This is a genomic window from Micromonospora sp. NPDC049559, assembly GCF_040676675.1.
Lineage (GTDB): Bacteria > Actinomycetota > Actinomycetes > Mycobacteriales > Micromonosporaceae > JBFAPK01.
Map to the genome: position 1 here is coordinate 96100 of NZ_JBFAPK010000008.1, position 19628 is coordinate 115727.

Genomic DNA, 19628 nt, shown 5'->3' on the forward strand with positions numbered 1-19628 from the left:
GACCGGGCGCGGTCAGGCCGCCTCGGCGGGCGCGGCCCGGGACTCCTCGGCGAAGTGGCAGGCCACCACCTGGTCGGCGGCGCCGTCCGGCCCGGTGTCGATGGTCCGCAGCACCGGCTGCTCCCGCGCGCAGCGCTCCCGGGCGAGCCGGCACCGGGTGTGGAACCGGCAGCCGGCCGGCGGGGCGGTCGGGCTGGGCGGGTCGCCGGCGAGCCGGATCCGGTCGGTCAGCCGGCGCCGGGTACGGTCCACCACCGGCGAGGCGGAGAGCAGCGCCTGGGTGTACGGGTGCGCGGGCGCGTCGTACACGGTGGTGGTCTCCCCGATCTCGGCGAGCCGGCCGAGGTACATCACCGCGGTCCGGTCCGAGACGTGCCGCACCACCGACAGGTCGTGCGCGATGAAGACCAGCGCGATCCCCATCCGCCGTTGCAGGTCGCGCAGCAGGTTGACCACCTGGGCCTGCACCGACATGTCCAGCGCGGAGACCGGCTCGTCGCAGACCAGCACCTCCGGGTCGAGGGCGAGCGCGCGGGCGATGCCGATGCGCTGGCGCTGCCCGCCGGAGAACTGGTGCGGGTAGCGGTGCATCAGCTCCGGGGCCAGGTTGACCAGGGAGAGCAGCTCGGCGACCCGGTCGCGGCGGGCCGCCCCGCCGGTGACCCGGCGGTGCACCATCAGCGGCTCGGAGACCAGGTCGAGCACGTTCATCCGCGGGTCCAGCGAGGTGTACGGGTCCTGGAAGACCATCTGTACCCGCTGGTGCATCCGCCGCCGCTCGCGTCCCCGGGCCCGGGTGACGTCCACCCCGGCGACCTCGATCCGGCCCGAGTCGGGGCGCTCCAGCCCGACGAGCATCCGGGCCAGCGTCGACTTGCCGCAGCCGGACTCGCCGACGATGCCGAGCGACTCGCCGGCGCGCAGCCGCAGGCTGACCCCGTCCACGGCGCTGACCCGGGCCCGGTGTCCGCCGGCCCGTCCCGTGCGGTACGTCTTGTGCAGGTCACGCGCGTCGAGCACCAGCTCACCCGATGACGGCGGCATGCAGCACCTCCTTCGCGAGATGGCAGGCCGAGGCGCGGCCGGCCGAGACGGTGGTGAGCGGGGGGCGCTCGGTCCGGCACCGGTCGACCGCCCGGGCGCACCGGGGGTGGAACGGGCAGCCCGAGGGCTGGTTGCCGGGGGTGGGCGGGCTGCCCGGGATGGCGTACAGCTCGCGGCCGCGCTGCTCGACCTGCGGCACCGAGCGCAGCAGCGCCTCGGTGTAGGGGTGGGCCGGGCGGGTGAGCAGGTCGTCGGCGCTGCCGGACTCCACCACCCGGCCGGCGTACATCACCACCACCCGGTCGGCGACCTCGGAGACCACGCCCAGGTCGTGCGTGATCAGCAGTACCGCCATGTCCAGCTCGCGCCGCAGCGAGTCGAGCAGCTCCAGGATCTGGGCCTGGACCGTCACGTCGAGCGCGGTGGTGGGCTCGTCGGCGATGACCAGCTCGGGCCGGAGCGCGATGGCCATCGCGATGAGGATGCGCTGGCGCATGCCGCCGGAGAACTGGTGCGGATAGTCGCCGATTCGCCCGGCCGGGTCCGGGATGCCGACCTGGCCGAGCAGCTCGACGGCGGCGGCCCGGGCCCGCCGGCGGGACGTCTCGCGGTGCTCACGGAACAGCTCGCCGAGCTGGTCGCCGATGGAGAGCACCGGGTTCAGCGCGGAGAGCGCGTCCTGGAAGACCATGCTCATCCGGCTGCCGCGCAGCTCCCGGCGTTGCCGTTCGGGCAGGTCGAGCAGGTCGGTGTCGCCGAGCCGCAGCCGCTGCGCGTGGACCGTGGCGTTGCCGGCCGACAGGCCCATCATCGCCCGGGCGGCGGCGGACTTGCCGGAGCCGGACTCGCCGAGCAGGGCGACCAGCTCGCCCCGGCCGACGTCGAGGTCGAGGTCGACCACGGCCGGTACGGGCCCGCGGCGGGTACCGAACGTCACCGAGAGACCGCGTACCTGTAACGCGGTGTCGGGGGAGTGACGCATCTGTTGCCTCCCGGTAAATCATCCGGTCTTCTATGCCTGAACCTTGCTCGATTGCCCGCTGCTCTGCCTGTTTCTCTTTTGCATCTTGACTACAGTGCCGGATTATTGCAAGCCTTGCATGAGTCGCCCGGCGAGTACTCGTCACCACGGGGTGCCGGCCCGTTCCCGAGGCGGGACGACAGCGCGAACCCGCGCGTCCCGTGGGACGACGGCCGGCGACCGGCACGACAGCGAGGGCGGGCGCCCGGCACGGGTGGTCCCGCCGCTACGGCGCCGCCGCATGGACGCGGCCGCGTGCACCGACGGCGACGCCACAGGAGAGGGGAGCTTTGATGCTGGAGAGCGCAAAGCGGTACACGGGCTACACGGCGTACGACTATCTCGAGCCGGGCCGGGACTACAAGGTGTTCACCTACGCCGAGCAGATCGGCCGGGTGCCGGCGTACCAGGGGTTGGAGCTGTCCGACAGCCAGCGCGAGCGGACGGTGCGGCTGCTCACCGACGAGATCGTCATCTCGCTGCACGACCACGTGCAGGTCTTCCCGGCCGACCTGGGCCAGCTGCGCGAGCACATCCGCACCGGGCGCGAACCCACCGGCTACCGGGGGCTGGCCCGCTCCGGCATGACCGCGGTCTTCGACAACGGCATGGACGGCACCTGCTGCATCTCCAGCGACGCGGGCTGGAAGTACCAGGACGTCCTCTTCGACCTCGGCGTGCGCATGGCCGACCTGGCCCACCAGGACTTCGTCGTCAAGGCGGAGTCGCTCAAGGACATCTACCACGCCCACGAGACCGGCCGGCTGGCCCACGTCTTCGCGCTCGAGGCGGCGACCCCGATCGAGAACGAGGTGGACCGGCTCGACGTGCTGTACGGCTTCGGCGTACGGCAGATCGGCATCGCGTACTCCGAGGCGAACTACCTCGGCAGCGGCCTCAAGGAGCGCGGCGACGGCGGGCTGACCTACTTCGGCGAGCGGGCCGTGGAGCGGATGAACAAGCTCGGCCTCGCCATCGACATCTCGCACTCCGGCGACCGCACCGCGCTCGACGTGATCAAGCACTCGACCAAGCCGGTCTTCATCACCCACTGCGGATCCCGCGAGGTCTGGCCGACCAACCGGATGAAGCCGGACGCGCTCATCAAGGCGTGCGCCGAGCGTGGCGGCGTCATCGGCATCGAGGCCGCCCCGCACACCACCCTCTCCGAGGCGCACCCGCGGCACAGCCTCGAATCGGTGATGGACCACTTCACCCACCTGGTGGACGTGCTCGGCATCGACCACGTCACCTTCGGTCCGGACACCCTCTTCGGCGACCACGTCGGCCTGCACGACGCGTTCGCCGGCAACCTCTCCATCTCCCAGGCGCACGGCCACGTCGAGCACCCGCGGGTGGAGTACGTCGACGGCCTGGAGAACCCGGCCGAGTGCTTCTACAACATCATCGGATGGCTGGTCAGCCACGACTACTCGGACGACGAGATCCGCAAGGTGGTCGGCGGCAACACCGTCCGGGTCCTCGAGGAGGTCTGGGTCTAGATGCGTGTCCGCCTTCCCCTCGTCGCGTTCTCCTCCCTCGCCGCGGTGGCCGCGCTGGCCGCCTGCGCCCCGTCCGCACCGCGGCAGGCGGCGGACTCCGGCGACGCGACCCTGACGATCGCGACCACCACCGACGTGGTCAACTTCAACCCGCTGATCGGCAACAGCCGTACCGACAACTGGGTCACCGACCTGATGTACCCGCGGCTGCTGACCATCGACGCCAACGGCAACAAGCAGCCCTACCTGGCGAAGTCCTACGGCTACACCAACCCGACCACCGGGTACTGGGACATCCGCGACGACCTCAGGTGGAGCGACGGCAAGCCGGTCACCGCCGACGACGTCGCCTACACCATCAACGCGATCCTCAGGGACAAGCCCGCCGGCAACACCACCTACGGGCAGATGTCCAACGTCGACTCCGCCTCGGCGCCGTCACCGACCCGGGTCGAGCTGAAGCTGAAGCGGCCCGACTCGACCGTGGTCGGCGAGGTCGGCTTCTGGATGAACGTGGTACCGAAGCACGTCTTCGAGTCGGCCGGCAGCGTGGCGAAGTTCGCCAACAACGCCAACTGGGTCAGCGCCGGACCATACCGGCTGACCACCGTCGCGAAGGGGCAGAGCTACACGCTGGAGCGGGTCACCCCGTACCCGTTCGCCCCCGGCGGCACCCCGACCGTCGCCAAGATCGTGTACCGGGTCTACCCGGACATCAACACCGAGATCCTGGCGCTGAAGAACGGCGACGTCGACCTGATCGGCAACGCGCTGCCCCCGGCGCAGGTGAAGAACCTCCAGGCGGTCAGCGGGGTCAAGGTCGAGCAGGTACCGGGCCTCGGGTACGCGCACATGGCGTACAACATGACCCGCAAGCCGCTGGACCAGGTGAAGGTACGCCAGGCGCTCGCGCACGCGGTGGACTACAACGCGATCCGCACGGTCGTGCTGCAGGGGCAGGCGGTCACCACCGGCTCCAGCCCGATCCCGCCGGCGCTCAAGGACTGGGTCAACCCGTCGTTGCAGGAGTACAACTACGACCCGAACCTCGCCCGGCAGCTGCTCCAGGAGGCCGGGTACGGACCCGGCAGGCCGCTCGCCCTCACGATGATCTACTCGTTGCAGGACGCGGTGACCGCCCAGTGGGCCAGCATCGTCAAGGACGACTCCGCCAAGGCCGGCATCACCATCAACCTCCAGGGGATGGACCGCAACACGTACCTGGCCAAGACGGCCGCCGGCGACTACGACATCTACGCGGGCAACTTCGCGATCATGGACGACCCGACGACGAACATGTCCCTGACGTACCTGCCGAAGGGCGCGATCAACTACTCGCTCGTCGACGACCCACGGCTCTCCGGGCTGATCACCCAGGCCCAGCAGACCACCGACAAGGCGCAGCAGAAGCAGCTGATCTGGCAGGCCACGGCGCTGGTGCACGACAACGTCTACGACAACGTCATGTACATGCAGAACCTCTACTTCGCCCACGGTTCCGCCTGGAGCGGCTTCGTCGTCAAGCCCAGCGAGCTGCTCTCCCTGCTCGACCCGGAGTCGCTCGCCAACGTGAAGAAGAACGGGTGACCCGAGATGCCACCGGTTGCTCGATTCGCGGCTCGCCGGCTGGGCCGGGGGGTGCTGACCCTGTGGTTCGCCAGCACGGTCACCTTCCTGCTGCTCCGCCTGCTGCCCGGTGACCCCGCCCTGGCGGTGGCCAGCCCGAACATGACCCCGCAGGCGCGCGCGATCCTGCTGCACCAGTACGGCCTGGACGAGCCGCTGCTCAGCCAGTACGGCCGGTACCTGTGGCAGCTGCTGCACGGCAACCTCGGCATCTCCTTCACCCAGCAGGTCCCGGTCAGCTCGGTGCTCCTGGCCCGGCTGCCCTGGACCCTGCTGCTGACGCTCTCGTCGCTGCTGGTGACGGTCGCCGTCGGCGTCCCGCTCGGGGTGCTGGCGGCGACCCGCCCGCGGGGGGTGCTGGACCGGCTGGTGCAGGTCGGCGGGGTCACCGGACAGTCCCTCTTCGTCCCGAGCGTCGGCATCTTCCTGCTCTTCGTGCTCGGGCTGCAACTGCACTGGCTGCCGATCGGCGGCGCGTACAGCCCGGGGGTCTACGGCCCGGCCTGGTACGGCGACGTCGCCGCCCACCTGGTCCTGCCCTGCGTCAGCCTCGCCCTCGTGCAGCTCGGCTCGTACGTGCTGACGCTGCGCTCCACGCTGATCGAATCGCTCGGCGAGGACTACTGCGTGCTGGCCCGGGCCAAGGGGCTGCCGAACCGCAAGGTGGTCTGGAAGCACGGGCTGCGCAACGCGCTGCTGCCCACCACCACCCTGGTCGGGCTGCAACTCGGCTACCTGGTCGGCGGCGCCGTGCTGACCGAGACCGTCTTCGCCTACCCCGGCATCGGGCGCGGCATCTACGAGGCGGTCACCCAACTCGACTACCCCGTGCTCCAGGGCGCGTTCGTGCTGCTCGCCGCCACCGTCGTGGTGGCGAACGTGCTGACCGACCTGGCGTACGGGCTGCTCGACCCGAGAGTGAGGACGGCATGACCGCCGTGGGCACCCCCGCCGTCGGTACGCCGCTGGAGACCACCGCGAACGACCAGGTCTCCGCCGCGCGGGCGACCTGGTCGGCGTTCCGGCGCAACCCGCTCGGCCTGGTCTCCGTCGGCATCCTGCTGGTGCTGGTCCTGGTCGGCGCGTTCGCCCCGCTGCTCGTCGACGCCCCGCGCGGCTACGGCGACCAGGTCCTCCAGGCGCCCTCCGGCGCGCACTGGTTCGGTACCGACAACCTCGGGCGGGACATCTTCGCCGAGGTGGTCTGGGGCGCGCGGATCAGCATCGTGGTGGCCGCGCTCTCCTCCGCGCTGGCGATCCTGATCGGCGTACTCGTGGCCGTGCTCGGCGCCTACTTCCCGAAGGCGGACGCGGTCATCGGTACCGTCGTCGACCTCTGCCTCGCGCTGCCGGTGCTGCCGCTGATGATCCTGGTGGCGGCGCTGTCCGGGCCGAGCCTGACCACCGTGGTCCTGGTCATCGCCTTCTTCTCCTGGCCCGAGGTGACCCGGGTGGTCCGCTCGCAGGCGCTCTCCGTGGTCCGGCTGCCCTACATGGACGCGGCCCGGCTCACCGGCGGCTCGCACGTCTGGATCATCCGTAAGCACCTGCTGCCGGCGGTCGCCCCGGTGGTCGTGGTCTCCGTGGTGCTGACCGCGTCCCGGGCCGTACTCACCGCCGCCAGCCTGGCCTTCCTCGGGCTGAGCGACCCGAACAGCTGGTCCTGGGGGCGGATCCTCTACGAGGCCGAGCAGTCCGGCTCGATGTCCAGCGCCTGGTGGACCACGCTCTTCCCGTCGCTGGCGATGCTCGCCCTGGTCGTCTCGGCCACCCTCATCTCGATCGCCTACAACGACGCGCGCAACCCGCGCACCCGGGAGGAGCAGTAGCGTGCCCGCCACCCCGCACCCGCCGGCCGAGGCGTCCCCCCGGCCACCGGAGGAGTCTCCCGCGCGCCCGCCGGCCGTACCGTCGCGGCGAATGCCGGTCGGATCGTCGCAGCGGCTGTCGGCCGCGTTCTACCGCACCCTGCAGGACGACCTCCGCGCCGAGCTGGACCGGGCCGGCCTGGACGCGGTACTCGCCGACCACGCCGACGACGTCGCCTACCTGACCGGCTTCTTCCACCATCCCGGCGAGCGCCCCGTCGCGGTGCTGCTCGGCGTCGACGGGACCAGCCGGCTGCTCCTGCCCGAGCTGGAGCGCGAGCACGCGCAGGCCCAGCACGCCCTGGCCGACCTGGTCGGCTACCCCGAGTTCCCGGGGCTGCGGCCACCGCTGACGTACCTCGCCCCCGTCACCGGCCGGATCGGGTACGCGGGCAGCATGACCGTCTCCCGGCTGGACGAGGTGCGCGCCGCCTTCCCGGCCGCCACGCTCGTGCGTACCGACGTGATCGCCCGGGCCCGGCTGCGCAAGCGGCCGGAGGAGATCGCGCTGCACGCGGAGGCGGCCCGGATCACGGACCTGATGCTCGCCGCGGGCCGCGCCCTGGTCGAGGAGGCCGTCGCCGCCGGCGGCGAGCTGCCCAGCGAGGCCGAGCTGGCCCGGCACGTCGGCGCGGTCGGCGCCGCCACCATGTACGCCGAGCACTCCGACGTGGTGGTGGTCTCGCCGCTGGCCGGCGGGCTCGTCTACGCCGGCGCCAACAGCGCCCGGCCGCACGCCCTGCCCTCGGGGTACCGGCTGCGCCCCGGCGAGGTCTTCATGCTCTCGCTCGGCTGCGCCGTGGGCGGCCGGTTCGTCGAGGGGGAGCGGACCTTCGTCCTCGGCGAACCCACCGCCGAGCAGCGCCGCTACTACGAGGCGGTCCGCCAGGCGCAGCAGACCGGCGGCGAGGCGCTGCGCCCCGGGCTGCCATGCGCCCGGGCCAACCAGGCGTGCCTCGACGTGATCCGGGCGGCCGGGCTCGCCGGGTACCTGCGCCACCGGCAGGGACACGGCATCGGGCTGGGCATGCACGAGCCGCCGTGGCTCTCCGACGGCGACGACACCCCGCTGGAGGCCGGAATGATCGTCTCCAACGAACCCGGCATCTACGTGCCGGGCCACGGCGGCTACCGCATCTCCGACTCGATGCTGGTCACCGAGGACGGTGCCCGCCCGTTCACCGCGTACCCCCGGTCCCTCGACGACGTGGTCGTCGCGCTCTAGGAAGCTCCAGGAAGGAAGTACCGTGCGGCTGCTCATCAACGGCAACGAGCTGGAGGTCGAGGTCTTCGGCGCGGACGACGCCCCGGTCCTGATCGCCCACCACGGCGCGCCGGGCCTGGGTTCGCGGTCCGAACCCCGGGCCACCTTCGCCCCGTTCGCGGACACCTACCGCGTGATCGTCTTCGACGCGCGCGGGTCGGGGGCGAGCGAGGGCCGGCCGCCGTTCAGCCACGAGCAGTGGGTGGCCGATGTGGACGCGCTGCGCGAGTGGGCCGGGGTCGAGTCGTTCGTCATGGCCGGCGGCTCGTACGGCGGCTTCATCGCGATGGAGTACGCGATCCGGCACCCGGAGCGGCTGCGCGCGCTGGTGCTGCGGGACACCTCGGCCGACCACGAGAACGACAAGGCCGCCCGGCGCAACGCCGAGACCTCCACCCGGGTCCGCGTCGACCTGGAGAAGCTGGACCGGATCAACACCGGCCGGGTCCGCGACGACGACGACCTGCGGGACTGCTGGCGGGAAATCCTGCCCCTCTACGACCACGTGTACGACCCGGCCAAGGTCGCCGAGCGGGTCGAAGCGACCCCGTACCGGTACGCGACGCACAACTACGCCTTCTCGGTGAACATGCCGAACTACGACATCAAGCCGCTGCTGCACCGGATCACCTGCCCCACGCTGGTCACCGTCGGCCGGGACGACTGGATCACTCCCGTGGCGAGCAGCGAGGTGATCGCGGGATTGATCCCGGACGCTAGGCTCGTCGTGTTCGAGAAGTCCGGACACTCGCCACAGATCGAGGAGGCGCCACTCTGGCGCCAGGTGGTACGGGACTTCCTCCGCGAAGTTGGAGCCGATGGGCAGCGTTGACCACCTCGACGACCTCGACCGGAGGATCGTCGCCGCGTTGCAGAGCGACGGCCGGGCGAGTTGGACGGAGATCGCCGAGCGCTCGGGCAGCTCCGTGGCGACCGTGGCCCGACGCGGGCAGCAGTTGCTGCGCGACGGGATCGTCCGGGTGGCGGCCGTACCGGACAACAACCACGCCGGCGCGGCGGACCTCTACGTCCTGCGCATCACCTGTCAGCCCGGTACCCAGATGCGCGTCTGCGCCGCCCTCGCCGAACAGCCCGACCTGCGCTTCCTCGGCCTGGTCACCGGCCCGTACGACATCATGGCCGAGCTGAACCTGCGCCGGGAGGAGTCGCTGCAGGCCCGCATCGTCGAGCAGATCCTCGCCATCGACGGCGTGCAGCGCTGCGACACGGACCTGACCCTGCACGTCTACAAGGTCGCGCACGACTGGAGCCAGCAGCTGCTCACGGGCGAGGTCCGGGAGCCGGTGACCGGGGCGCACCAGTGCGACCCGAGCCACTTCGACGCGGTCGACCGCGAGATCATCGAGCTGATGCGGGAGGACGGGCGGTCGAGCTTCCGTACCGTCGCCGCCGAGGTGGGGCTCAACGAGAGCACGGTACGGCGCCGCTTCGAGACGCTGCTGAACCGCGGCTGCATCCGGGTCACCACGCTGGTCCCCGCCCCGGCGCTCGGCTTCGAGTCGGAGATCATCCTCAACATCACGGTGGCGCCGCCGTTCCTGGAGTCGGTCGCCCGCACCCTGTCGAACTACCGGGGCGTGCGTTACGTCGCGGCGATGTTGAGCCAGAACGCGCTGATGTGCGAGCTGATCCTGCCGACGACCCAGGACCTCTTCGAGTTCACCACCGGCGTCCTCGGCCGGCTGGAGGGCGTACAGGGCTGGACCGCGAGCGTCGTGCTGCTCGTCCTGCGCCGGGGCTTCGTCGAGACCCCCTGGTGGCGCGCCAGCCTCGGCCCGGACGCCCCGGCCTGACCGGTCGCCCGCGCCGGCCCGGGCCGGTCACGCCGCCGTGGTACCAGCGGGCCACCGCTGCGGGCCTGGGGCGGAGTGTGCCCGGGCCACCCGCGCGGGCCAGGGCCGGAGTGTGCCCGGCACCACCCGGTCGGCTTCCCGTTTGCCTCCTCCGCCGACGGGAAGCCAGGTCCTGATCGGCGGAACCGGCCCGGTGACGGCGGGTCGGGCGCCGGGGCAGACGGTCACCGTGATCGGCGGTGACGCGCCGCCGGGGAGTGGCGGCGGCCGGCGGGCCAGGGGTTTGCGCCCGCTCCGCCGGCGAGCGGTTCCGGTCATTTCTGTACCGGGTGTCCGGATATTCCCGCACGGGCCGCACGAGACCTGGAATCATCATCCGGTGGAGGTGAAATGCCCGTTCTGCTCAAGAAGATCCTAGCGTGGGGATTCTTCGCCTTCCTGATCTTCTTCATCGCGTTCCGGCCGGACGGTGCGGCCCAGACCTTCAAATCCATCGGCGCCGTCCTCATGGCGATCTTCCAGGGTTTCGGCGACTTCCTCACCAGCCTGATGACCTGAGCCCTTCCCTTGCCTTCCCTTCCCCCTCCTCCTCTCTCTCCTCCGCGATCTAGGGCAAATCCTCGTGAGAGGATCTCTAATCACGACGATTTGCCCTAGATCGCGGAGGGGTGGGGCGTCACCGACGGCGAGCCCGGCGGTGACTGTCCCGTGACGCCGCCGCCGGCATGGTGGGTTCCGCCACAGCGCCCGGCACTCGCCGGGAGGGCGAGCGGAGGGAGCCCAACGTGTGCCCAGATGCGTGGATCCGGTCGGCGTCGACGGAGGCAGCCCGTGCCCGCCACCGCGCTTGACGTGATCGTCGTCGGCGCCGGTACGGGCGGCATGTGCCTGGCGCACGGCCTGCGCCGGGCGGGCATCAACGTGGCCGTGTACGAGCGGTACCGCACCCGCCGCGACGGCCTGCACGGGTACCGGCTCGGCATCGGGCCGACCGGCAACCGGGCGCTGCGCGAGTGCCTGCCGCCGGACCTCTTCGCGACGTTCATGGCCACCTGCGCGGCGGCACCCCGGTACTTCAACGTGCTCACCGAGAAGCTGGGCCAGACGGCGTCCTTCGCGCTGCGTACCGACACCGACCCGATCAACAGCGAACGGGCCGTCTCCCGGATGACCCTGCGCCAGGTCCTGCTGACCGGGCTGGAGGAGATCGTCCACTTCGACAAGACCTTCACCCACTACGAGCAGCACGACAACGGTACGGTCACCGCGTACTTCGCCGACGGCACCTCGGCCACCGCGGACCTGCTCGTCGGGGCCGACGGTACCCATTCGGCGATCCGCCGGCAGTACCTGCCGCACGCCGAGGTACGCGACGCCGGCAGCATCAACATCGCCACCAAGACGCTGCTCACCTCCCGGACGCGGGCGCTGCTGACCGAGCAGATGCTCGACGGGCTCTCACTGATCTTCGGCGCCGGCGGGATCATGGGAGTGCTGCACGTGATGCGCTTCAACTGGGACCAGCACGGCGTGGTCAAGCCGGGGGTCGGCGGTACCGACGCCGAGCTGATCGAGAGCTGGCCGGGCCTGCTCTACGACAACACCCGCGACTACATCAACCTGATCATCTGGAGCGCCAACCGCCGCTTCCCGGAGAACGTGATGGAGCTGCGGGGCGAGGAACTCATCCGGCTCGCCCTGGAGCTGACCCCGAACTGGCATCCCCACCTGCGCGAACTCTTCGTCCGCGCCGACCCCGGCAGCTGCATCCCGATCAAGGTCGCCACCTCCGTACCGGTCGAGCCCTGGAAGTCCAGCAACATCACCCTGCTCGGCGACGCGATCCACACGATGACCCCGGGACGCGGCGTCGGCGCCAACACCGCGCTGCGGGACGCCGCGCTGCTCTGCCGGGAACTGACCTCGGTGAGGGCCGGGGAGAAGTCCCTGCTCCAGGCGGTCGCCGACTACGAGGCGGAGATGCTGCCGTACGGCTTCGCCCGGGTCGCCGACTCGCTGGCCAACAACGGCACCAGCGCGGACGACCCGCTCTACCGGCCGGTCCTCGGCCGGCTGGCGCTGCTCGCCGCCCGCGGCTACTTCAGCGTCAACAGCCGGGTACCGCCGCTGCGGCGCAAGTTCGTCGAGGGCTTCTACAACAAGCGCGGCGCGGAGGTCTGAGCCCGGGCGGCGGGTGCGCCCGGCTGAGCGGCCGGTGCGCAGTGCACGGCCGGCGGGTGCGCCCGGCTGAGCGGCCGGTGTCAGCGGCGCCGTGGCGTGACCAGCCCCGACTCGTACGCCCAGACGACCAGTTGGGCGCGGTCGCGGCAGTGCAGCTTGGTCATCGCCCGGTTGACGTGTGTCTTCGCGGTCAACGGACTGATCACCATGCGCTCGGCGATCTCGTCGTTGCTCAGCCCGCGCGCGACGAACTCGACGACCTCCTGCTCGCGTGCGGTCAGCACGTCGCGGCCGGCCGCCGGGTCGGCCGGCGCCGGGCCCGCGACAAACTCGCTGATCAGCGTACGCGTGACCGCCGGGGCGAGCAGCGCGTCACCGCGGGCCACCACGCTGACGGCCTGTAGCAGGTCGGCGGGATCGGCGTCCTTGAGCAGGAACCCGCTGGCGCCGGCCCGGAGCGCGGCGAAGACGTACGGGTCGAGTCCGTAGTTGGTGAGAATGAGGACGCGGACCGTGCCGAGGTCGGGATCGGCGGCGATGCGCCGGGTCGCCTCGATACCGTCGAGCCCGGGCATCTGCACGTCCATCAGCACGACGTCCGGCCGCAGGCGCCGCGACAGCTGGATCGCGGAGGCACCGTCGGCCGCCTCGCCGACGACCTCCAGGCCGTCCTCGGCGTCGAGCAGGGCCCGGAATCCGGCGCGCATCAGCGCCTGGTCGTCGGCGAGCAGCACGCGGATCATCACGCCTCCTCCCTTCGGTCGGAGCCGTGCCGATCCGCGGCGGACCGAGCTGGCTGGACCTCGCGCGAGCGCTCGGTCATCACGCCTCCTCCCTTCGGTCGGAGCCGTGCCGATCCGCGGCGGACCGAGCTGGCTGGACCTCGCGCGAGCGCTCGGTCATGCCGGACCGTCCAGCGGAAACGTGGCCCGTACCGTAAACCCGCCGCCGTCGCGGGGGGCCGCCTCCAGCGTGCCGCCCAGGCCGGTGACCCGTTCCCGCATGCCGCGCAGGCCCACGCCGGGAGTCACCGGCCGGGCCGTCGAGGCCCGGCCGTCGTCGCTCACCGAGACGGTCAGCCGCGTCGGGGCGTACTCCACCTGGACCTGGACGGTGGCGGGGCCGGCGTGGCGGGTGACGTTGGTCAGGGCCTCCTGGACGACCCGGTACCCGGCCTGGTCGACCTCGACGGGCAGCTCCCGGGGCTCACCGGTGACGGTCAGCTGCACCGGTACGCCGGCCGCCAGGGTCCGCTCGGCGAGCTCACCCACCCGGGCCAGCCCGACGCGGTCGCCGTCGGCGGGTGAGCGCAGCACGTCCAGGGTCGCGCGCAGTTCCCGCATCGCGGTGCCGCTGGCCTCCTGGATCGCCAGCAGCGCGGCCGAGGGCTCCTCGCCGCGCTTGCGGGCCAGGTGCAGGGCGATCCCGGCCTGCACCTTGATCAGGGAGATGCTGTGGGTCAGCGAGTCGTGCAGGTCCCGGGCGATACGCAGGCGCTCCTCGCCGGCGCGGCGCAACGCCATCTCCTCGCGGGTGCGTTCGGCCTCGACCGCCCGCTGCTCGACCTGTTCCAGGTACGCCCGATGCTGCCGCGCGACCAGCCCGGCGATGTTGGCCGCGACGAACCAGCCCAGCAGCAGGGAGGTACGCTCGGCGATCAGCTGGCCGGGCCGGTCGGTGGGCGCGAGCGAGAAGTCGCGGGCCAGGAAACCGCCGAGGAACACGAGGCTGGCGAGGGCGGCGGCCGCTCGGTGTCCGCGCCACGCGGCGACGTAGACCGTGCCGAGGACGGCGAACGCGGGGGAGACCCCGCCGTGCACCCGGACGTAGAAGGCGAGCATGGTCACGGTCACCACGCTCAACGCCGCCACCGGGTACCGCCGGCACACCGCCACGGCCGCCGCCGTCAGCAGGACCAGGGCGACGTCGCCCGCCCGCACCGTGCCGGCGTCCGGCGCGACCGCGGCGTGGCCGAGCACGAGGAGGCCGAGGGCGACGCCGCCGAGGGCGTAGGGCAGGTCGGGGCGCATGGTCGAACTGTAGAACGGGCGCGAGCGGGGAGCATCCGCCGTTCGCGGTAGCCGGGGCGTACCACGGACGCGGTATCGGCGGCCGGGCAAGTGCCTGCGCCGGCACGACGTTTTCCCGTCCCGCCGAGGCGAGCATCGAGCCCATGACGACCGAAGTGGAACCGACGCCGGACGGCCGCGCCGGCCCTCCCCTGTGGACGGCGCGTGACCTCGTGGCGGCGCCGAGACGTCCCGGCCCCGCCGCCGGCGGCCGGCTCCGCTTCGACCCCGTTCCGGCCCGGGCGGGTGCCCGCACCCGCCGGGCCGCGACCCCGCCAGCCCTAGGAGATCACAATGCGTAGAGCCTTCGTCGTCGCCAGCGCGCTGTTGCTCGCCACCTTCGTCCTGCAGTTCGCCTTCGCCGCCGTGGGCGCGTTCACCAAACCCGCGGGCGACGGCGCGTACGCCCTGCACAGCGTCACCGGTATGGCGGTCATCCCCGCGCTCACCCTGCTCACCACCCTGTTCGCCGTGCTGGCGAAGGCGCCGGGCCGGCTCGTCGGCCTGTCGCTGCTGCCGCTCGGCCTCGTCGTCGTGCAGGCGCTCGTCGCCTCGCTCGCGAACGCGTTCACCGACGCGTCGGGCGCCAGCACCCCGCTGGGACTGACCGTGGCCGGGCTGCACGCGCTCAACGGCATCATCGCGGTACACGTCGTGGTCAGCGTGCACCAGGCGGCGCGGAAGCTGGCCAGCCCGGTGACGGCGGCATGAGCACCGGCTCGCTGCTCGCGGCCGACCTCGTGGTCGCGGTTCTCGCGGCGGCCGGGTGGCTGGGCGCCGGCGCGGCGTCGGCCGCCCGGCGCCGTCCGGTGGCGCTGGGGCTGGCCGCCTTCGCGCTGCTCGCCACGGTCGCCCGCGCCATCACGATCACCGCGCTCGCCCGCGCCGGCTGGTGGTTCGCGGCGGAGAAGGTTCTCGTCGCCGCCCCGCTGTCGCTCGCGGCGCTGGTCGTCTCCGGGGCGGGGCTGCTCCGGGCCCGGCGCGACCTCCGGTCCGTCGCGGTCCCGCTGCTCTTCGCCGGGTACGCCGAGAGCGCCGCCCTGCTCGTGACGGTCCTGCACGGGTATCCGGCATCGGCGGGGGTGGGACTGCTCGCGGTCTCCGGGGTGGTCGCGGCGACCGCGGTCTCGTGGCGCCTGCTCGGCCCGCGTCCGTCCCGGGCGGTCTCCCGGGCGGTGGTCGCGCTGGCGGCCGTGGCGCTGGTGGCCGGCGTCGGGCTGGCCGTGGCCCCGGCGGCCGCCCCGGCCGGACAGCACACGCACGAGTACCGGGCCGCGCCGACCGTGGGGGAGCCGACCAGACGGTTCACCCTGACGGCCGGTACCGCCACGGTGGGGGTGAGCGGTCGCGAGGTGGCGGCGTGGGCGTTCAACGGGCAGGTGCCCGGGCCGGAGCTGACCGCCGCCGTCGGTGACGTCATCGAGGTGACGCTGCGCAACCGCGACATCGGGCGGGGCGTGACCCTGCACTGGCACGGGTACGACGTGCCGAACGACCAGGACGGGGTGCCCGGCGTGACGCAGCCGGCGGTGCTGCCCGGGCAGGAGTTCGTCTACCGGTTCCGCGCCGACCAGGCCGGGACGTACTGGTACCACACGCACGCGGTCTCCGACGTCGGCGTGCGGATGGGGCTCTACGGCGTCCTGGTGGTGCGCCCGGCCCCGGCGACCGGCGTCGACGTCACGGTGCCGGTGCACACGCTGGCCGGCGTGCCGCTGCCCGTGCCGCGGGTGGAGCCGGTGCCGCCCGGCGTGCCCGTGCGGCTGCGCCTGGTCAACACCGACAGCACGACCCACCGGTACGCGCTGGCCGGGACCCCGTTCCGGGTCGCCGCGATCGACGGTAGCGACCTGCGGGGTCCGACGCCGCTGGTGGAGACCGCCGTGCTGATCCCCGCCGGCGGGCGCTACGACCTGGTGTTCGAGGCGCCCGCCGGGCCGGTGGGACTGTTCGTCGACGGTCGGGTCGTCTACTCGACCGGACCGGTCGCCGCGGCGACCGGCGGGTGGCCGGTGCTGGATCCGCTCAGCTACGGCGCCGGCGCTCCGGTGCCGTGGTCCCGGTTCGACCGGCGGTTCACCCTCGTCCTCGACCGCGGCCTCGACCTGCACGGGCTGCTTCCGCGCTACGCCCACACGGTCAACGGTGCGGCCGACCCGGACATCCCGCCCCAGGTCGTACGCCTCGGCGACACCGTCAGGTTCACGATCGTGAACCGGTCGCTGGTGGTGCACCCGTGGCATCTGCACGGGCACCACGTCCTGGTGCTGTCCCGCAACGGCAGGCCGGCGAGCGGAAGTCCGCTGTGGTTGGACTCGTTCGACGTACGTCCCGGCGACGTCTGGGAGGTGGCGTTCTCGGCCGACAACCCGGGGGTGTGGGCGAACCACTGCCACAACCTGCCGCACGCCGACGCCGGGATGATGCTGCATCTCACGTACTCGTCGATCTAGGGCATATCGTCGTGATTGGAGATCAACTAACCCGGATTTGCCCTAGATCGACGGGATCTGCCGCCGGACACCGTCGTACGTCACGCCGTGCGCCGTGAGGACCTCGGCGATCGGGCCGGGGAGCCCCTGGCGGAGCAGCGCCAGCAGCAGGTGGCCACTGGTGATCTCCCGCTGCCGCAGGGCGACCGCCTCGCGCAGGCTGAGTTCGAGGACCTTCTTCGCCTCGGGCGTGAACGGTGCGCCCAGTCGGCCGCGCCGGCGCGGCGGCGGGGCCGCCGCCAGGTCGGAGAGGGCGTCCGGCCCGAACGCCTCCTCGATGCGGCGGAACACCTCGTCGATGTCGACGCCGACCACCCGCAGCGCGGCGACCTCGTCGTCGGTCAGCCCGGCCCGGCCGACCCGCGGCGCGAGCGCGGCCCGTAGCGCCGCCGCGGTGACGCCGTGACCCGTGAGCACCCGCGCCCCGCTCTGCTCGCCGCCGCCCTGCCCGCCGTCGGCGAGCGCGAGCAGCAGGTGTTCCGGGGCGACCTTCGCCGCGCCGGCGCCGCCGGCGATCTCGACGCTGTCGGTGACGACCTGGCGGACCTCTCTGGTGAACCGTTCGAACATGGCCTGCTCCCTACTCGCTCGTCCGGTGGGCGTGCTTCTGGTGGACGGCCTGGCGCGTGACGCCCAGCGCGTCGGCGATCGCCTGCCAGGACCAGCCGTTGGCGCGGGCGTGGCGGACCTGGAGGGCTTCCAGGTGTTCGACCAGCTTGCGCAGTGCGGCGACGGCCCGTAGCCCGGTGGTCGGATCGGCGGCGCTGACGGCGTTGGTGAGGTCCCGGTTGTCGTCCACGCTGTCAATTAAAGTTGACGCGCCGCCCGGTTGTCAACCTTTATTGACACCGCCGCCGGGTGCCGGCGGCAACGGAAACGGGCCGGCCCCTCCGCGTGGGAGGGACCGGCCCGAGCGCCGACCGAGGGGCGGTGCTACTTCACGGCGCCCAGGGTCAGGCCGGCGATGAAGTGGCGCTGGAACCGCAGGAAGACCGCCACCGTCGGGATCGCCGCGATGACCGAGCCGGCCGCGATCAGGTTCCACTGCGAGACGTACAGGCCCTGCAGGCCGATCAGCGCGGCGGTGACCGGCATCTTGCTGCCGGTACGCAGCACCGTGATGGACCAGAGCAGGTCGTTGAAGACCCAGGTGAACGCCAGTGCCCCCAACGCGGCGAGCGCGGGCCGGGTGAGCGGGAGGATCACCCGCAGGAAGACCTGTACGACGTTCGCGCCGTCGACCACGGCGGCCTGCTGGATCTCGTTCGGGATGGCGCGCATGAAGCCGTACAGCACGAAGGTGTAGAAGCCCAGCCCGAACCCGACCTGCACGGCGATCAGCGCCGGCAGGGTGTCGAAGACGCCGAGCACCTCGCTGAGCTTGGCCACCGGTACCAGCAGGATCTGCGGGGGCAGGAGGTTGCCGGCCAGCATCACCAGCAGGATCGTCCGGCGTAGCGGCAGCCGGTACCGGCTCAGCGCGAACGCCGCCATGGCCGCGAGCGCGAGCGAGAGCAGCACGGTCGGGATCGTGACGACCAGGCTGTTGATCATCGCGTGCATCTCGCCGCCGTCGGTCCACGCGTCGGCGAAGTTGCCGAGGGTGAAGGAGTGGGGCAGGCTGCCCATGCCGTTGGCCGAGATGTCGTCGAACGAGCGGAAGCTGGTGACGACGACCAGGGCGATCGGCAGCAGCCACAGCACCGAGAGCCCGCCGGCGCCGAGGTGGTACAGGCCGGTGCGCAGCGGATGGCCCCGGCGCGAGCGCCGGGTCGGTGCCGCGGGCGCCGGGCGGGTCGGGGCGGCGGCGGTGCTGGTACGGGCGTCGGTGGCGGTCACGCGTCACTCTCCCGGAAGGCGCGGACGAGGTAGGTGACGATCACCCCGAAGGCGAGGACGAAGATCGCCACGGCCAGCGCCGCGCCGTAGCCCAGGCGCAGCGACTGGAACGCGGTGCTGTACATGTACGTGCTGAGCAGCTCGGAGGAGTGGTACGGGCCGCCGCGGGTCAGCGCCCAGGCCACGTCGAACGAGCGCAGCGAGTCGATCACGATCACCGAGAGGACCACCGAGTTCACGCTCTTGAGCTGGGGCAGGGTGATCCTGGTGAACTGCTGCCACCACGAGGCGCCGTCGACCCGGGCCGCCTCGTAGAGCGCCGGGTCGATCCCCTTGAGACCGGCCAGGTAGAGCACCATGACGTACCCGATCTGCCGCCACAGGGCGGGCACGATGACCGCGTAGAGCGCGGTGCTCGGGTCGGCCAGCCAGGCGTGCTGCCAGCCGGCCAATCCGACCGCCCCGAGGAACTTGTTGATCATCCCGCTCGGCTGGTACATCCCCTGCCAGATCAGCGACGTCGCGACCAGGGAGAAGACCACCGGGAGGAACAGGGCGGCGCGGTAGAAGCCGACGCCCCGCCGCTCGCGTTGCAGCAGCAGCGCCGCACCGAGGCCGCCGACGGCCGAGAGCCCCCCGAAGAGGACCAGCCAGATGGCGGTGTTGCGCAGCGCCAGGTGGAACGTCCCGTCGCCGAGCATCTCGCGGTAGTTGCCGAGCCCGATCTGCTCGGGCGGCGAGATGCCGTCCCACTTCGTCAACGACAGGTAGAAGCCCTGCAGCGCGGGCCAGAAGACCCAGAACGCCTCGACCGCCAGCGGTACGAGGACGAGGGCCAGCAGCAGCGGGGAGACCCGGTGCTCGGCCGAGCGGCGGGGCCTGCGGCGAGCGGCGGTGAGCGTCGTCAT

General features: G+C 72.1%; 19 protein-coding genes. 11 read left to right on the plus strand and 8 right to left on the minus strand.

Annotated features, from left to right (window positions below; translation table 11 throughout):
* Window positions 1-12 precede the first annotated feature (12 nt).
* Window positions 13-1044, minus strand: a complete 1032-nt coding sequence (locus AB0J86_RS12420; protein ID WP_363856326.1) for an oligopeptide/dipeptide ABC transporter ATP-binding protein — start codon at window positions 1042-1044, stop codon at window positions 13-15.
* Entirely contained in the window at window positions 1025-2026 is a 1002-nt protein-coding gene (locus AB0J86_RS12425) for an ABC transporter ATP-binding protein (protein ID WP_363856328.1), read from the minus strand. Before AB0J86_RS12425 ends, AB0J86_RS12420 begins: the two co-directional genes overlap by 20 nt.
* A gap of 332 nt (window positions 2027-2358) precedes the next feature.
* Between AB0J86_RS12425 and AB0J86_RS12430 the strand changes: the two genes are divergently transcribed.
* From AB0J86_RS12430 to AB0J86_RS12470, 9 genes are all read left to right on the plus strand, one after another.
* Window positions 2359-3567 carry a membrane dipeptidase gene (locus AB0J86_RS12430; protein WP_363856330.1) on the plus strand — a complete coding sequence of 403 codons (1209 nt, stop codon included), beginning with the start codon at window positions 2359-2361 and terminating at the stop codon, window positions 3565-3567.
* Window positions 3568-5154 carry an ABC transporter substrate-binding protein gene (locus tag AB0J86_RS12435; RefSeq protein ID WP_363856332.1) on the plus strand — a complete coding sequence of 529 codons (1587 nt, stop codon included), beginning with the start codon at window positions 3568-3570 and terminating at the stop codon, window positions 5152-5154. It abuts the gene before it with no gap.
* 6 nt (window positions 5155-5160) lie between these two features.
* Window positions 5161-6126, plus strand: a complete 966-nt coding sequence (locus AB0J86_RS12440) for an ABC transporter permease (protein ID WP_363856334.1) — start codon at window positions 5161-5163, stop codon at window positions 6124-6126.
* Entirely contained in the window at window positions 6123-7022 is a 900-nt protein-coding gene (locus AB0J86_RS12445; RefSeq protein ID WP_363856336.1) for an ABC transporter permease, read from the plus strand. The genes AB0J86_RS12440 and AB0J86_RS12445 overlap by 4 nt, the downstream gene beginning before the upstream one ends.
* 91 nt (window positions 7023-7113) lie before the next feature.
* Window positions 7114-8286 carry a Xaa-Pro peptidase family protein gene (locus AB0J86_RS12450; protein WP_363856338.1) on the plus strand — a complete coding sequence of 391 codons (1173 nt, stop codon included), beginning with the start codon at window positions 7114-7116 and terminating at the stop codon, window positions 8284-8286.
* 22 nt (window positions 8287-8308) lie between these two features.
* Window positions 8309-9157, plus strand: coding sequence for an alpha/beta hydrolase (locus tag AB0J86_RS12455; protein WP_363856340.1), 849 nt, complete (start codon window positions 8309-8311; stop codon window positions 9155-9157).
* The gene (locus AB0J86_RS12460; protein ID WP_363856342.1) at window positions 9144-10139 is read left to right on the plus strand and encodes an Lrp/AsnC family transcriptional regulator; all 996 of its coding nucleotides are present in this window, start codon (window positions 9144-9146) and stop codon (window positions 10137-10139) included. Before AB0J86_RS12455 ends, AB0J86_RS12460 begins: the two co-directional genes overlap by 14 nt.
* A gap of 390 nt (window positions 10140-10529) precedes the next feature.
* Window positions 10530-10697 carry a hypothetical protein gene (locus tag AB0J86_RS12465; protein WP_363856344.1) on the plus strand — a complete coding sequence of 56 codons (168 nt, stop codon included), beginning with the start codon at window positions 10530-10532 and terminating at the stop codon, window positions 10695-10697.
* A gap of 273 nt (window positions 10698-10970) precedes the next feature.
* Complete coding sequence (locus AB0J86_RS12470) at window positions 10971-12320, plus strand: NAD(P)/FAD-dependent oxidoreductase (protein WP_363856346.1); 1350 nt, start codon at window positions 10971-10973, stop codon at window positions 12318-12320.
* 80 nt (window positions 12321-12400) lie between these two features.
* Here AB0J86_RS12470 and AB0J86_RS12475 read toward each other — a convergent pair whose 3' ends face one another.
* Together AB0J86_RS12475 and AB0J86_RS12480 are read right to left on the minus strand one after the other, a co-directional pair.
* Window positions 12401-13063: a response regulator transcription factor gene (locus AB0J86_RS12475; protein ID WP_363856348.1), complete on the minus strand. Its 663-nt coding sequence runs from the start codon at window positions 13061-13063 to the stop codon at window positions 12401-12403.
* Between the two features lie 156 nt (window positions 13064-13219).
* The gene (locus tag AB0J86_RS12480) at window positions 13220-14350 is read right to left on the minus strand and encodes a sensor histidine kinase (RefSeq protein ID WP_363856350.1); all 1131 of its coding nucleotides are present in this window, start codon (window positions 14348-14350) and stop codon (window positions 13220-13222) included.
* 333 nt (window positions 14351-14683) lie between these two features.
* Between AB0J86_RS12480 and AB0J86_RS12485 the strand changes: the two genes are divergently transcribed.
* Both AB0J86_RS12485 and AB0J86_RS12490 read left to right on the plus strand, forming a co-directional pair.
* Window positions 14684-15100, plus strand: coding sequence for a DUF6220 domain-containing protein (locus AB0J86_RS12485; RefSeq protein ID WP_363856352.1), 417 nt, complete (start codon window positions 14684-14686; stop codon window positions 15098-15100).
* Window positions 15097-16842 carry a multicopper oxidase family protein gene (locus AB0J86_RS12490; protein ID WP_363856354.1) on the plus strand — a complete coding sequence of 582 codons (1746 nt, stop codon included), beginning with the start codon at window positions 15097-15099 and terminating at the stop codon, window positions 16840-16842. Before AB0J86_RS12485 ends, AB0J86_RS12490 begins: the two co-directional genes overlap by 4 nt.
* Window positions 16843-16884: 42 nt before the next feature.
* Here the strand turns inward: AB0J86_RS12490 and AB0J86_RS12495 are convergent, their stop codons facing one another.
* The 4 genes from AB0J86_RS12495 to AB0J86_RS12510 form a co-directional block, all read right to left on the minus strand.
* Window positions 16885-17451 (minus strand): Clp protease N-terminal domain-containing protein, encoded by a 567-nt coding sequence (locus AB0J86_RS12495; RefSeq protein WP_363856356.1) that lies wholly within the window; start codon window positions 17449-17451, stop codon window positions 16885-16887.
* A 10-nt stretch (window positions 17452-17461) separates the two neighbouring features.
* Window positions 17462-17680: a helix-turn-helix domain-containing protein gene (locus AB0J86_RS12500; RefSeq protein WP_363856358.1), complete on the minus strand. Its 219-nt coding sequence runs from the start codon at window positions 17678-17680 to the stop codon at window positions 17462-17464.
* Window positions 17681-17814: 134 nt separating this feature from the next.
* Window positions 17815-18720: a carbohydrate ABC transporter permease gene (locus tag AB0J86_RS12505; protein ID WP_363856360.1), complete on the minus strand. Its 906-nt coding sequence runs from the start codon at window positions 18718-18720 to the stop codon at window positions 17815-17817.
* Window positions 18717-19628, minus strand: coding sequence for a sugar ABC transporter permease (locus AB0J86_RS12510; protein WP_363856362.1), 912 nt, complete (start codon window positions 19626-19628; stop codon window positions 18717-18719). Before AB0J86_RS12510 ends, AB0J86_RS12505 begins: the two co-directional genes overlap by 4 nt.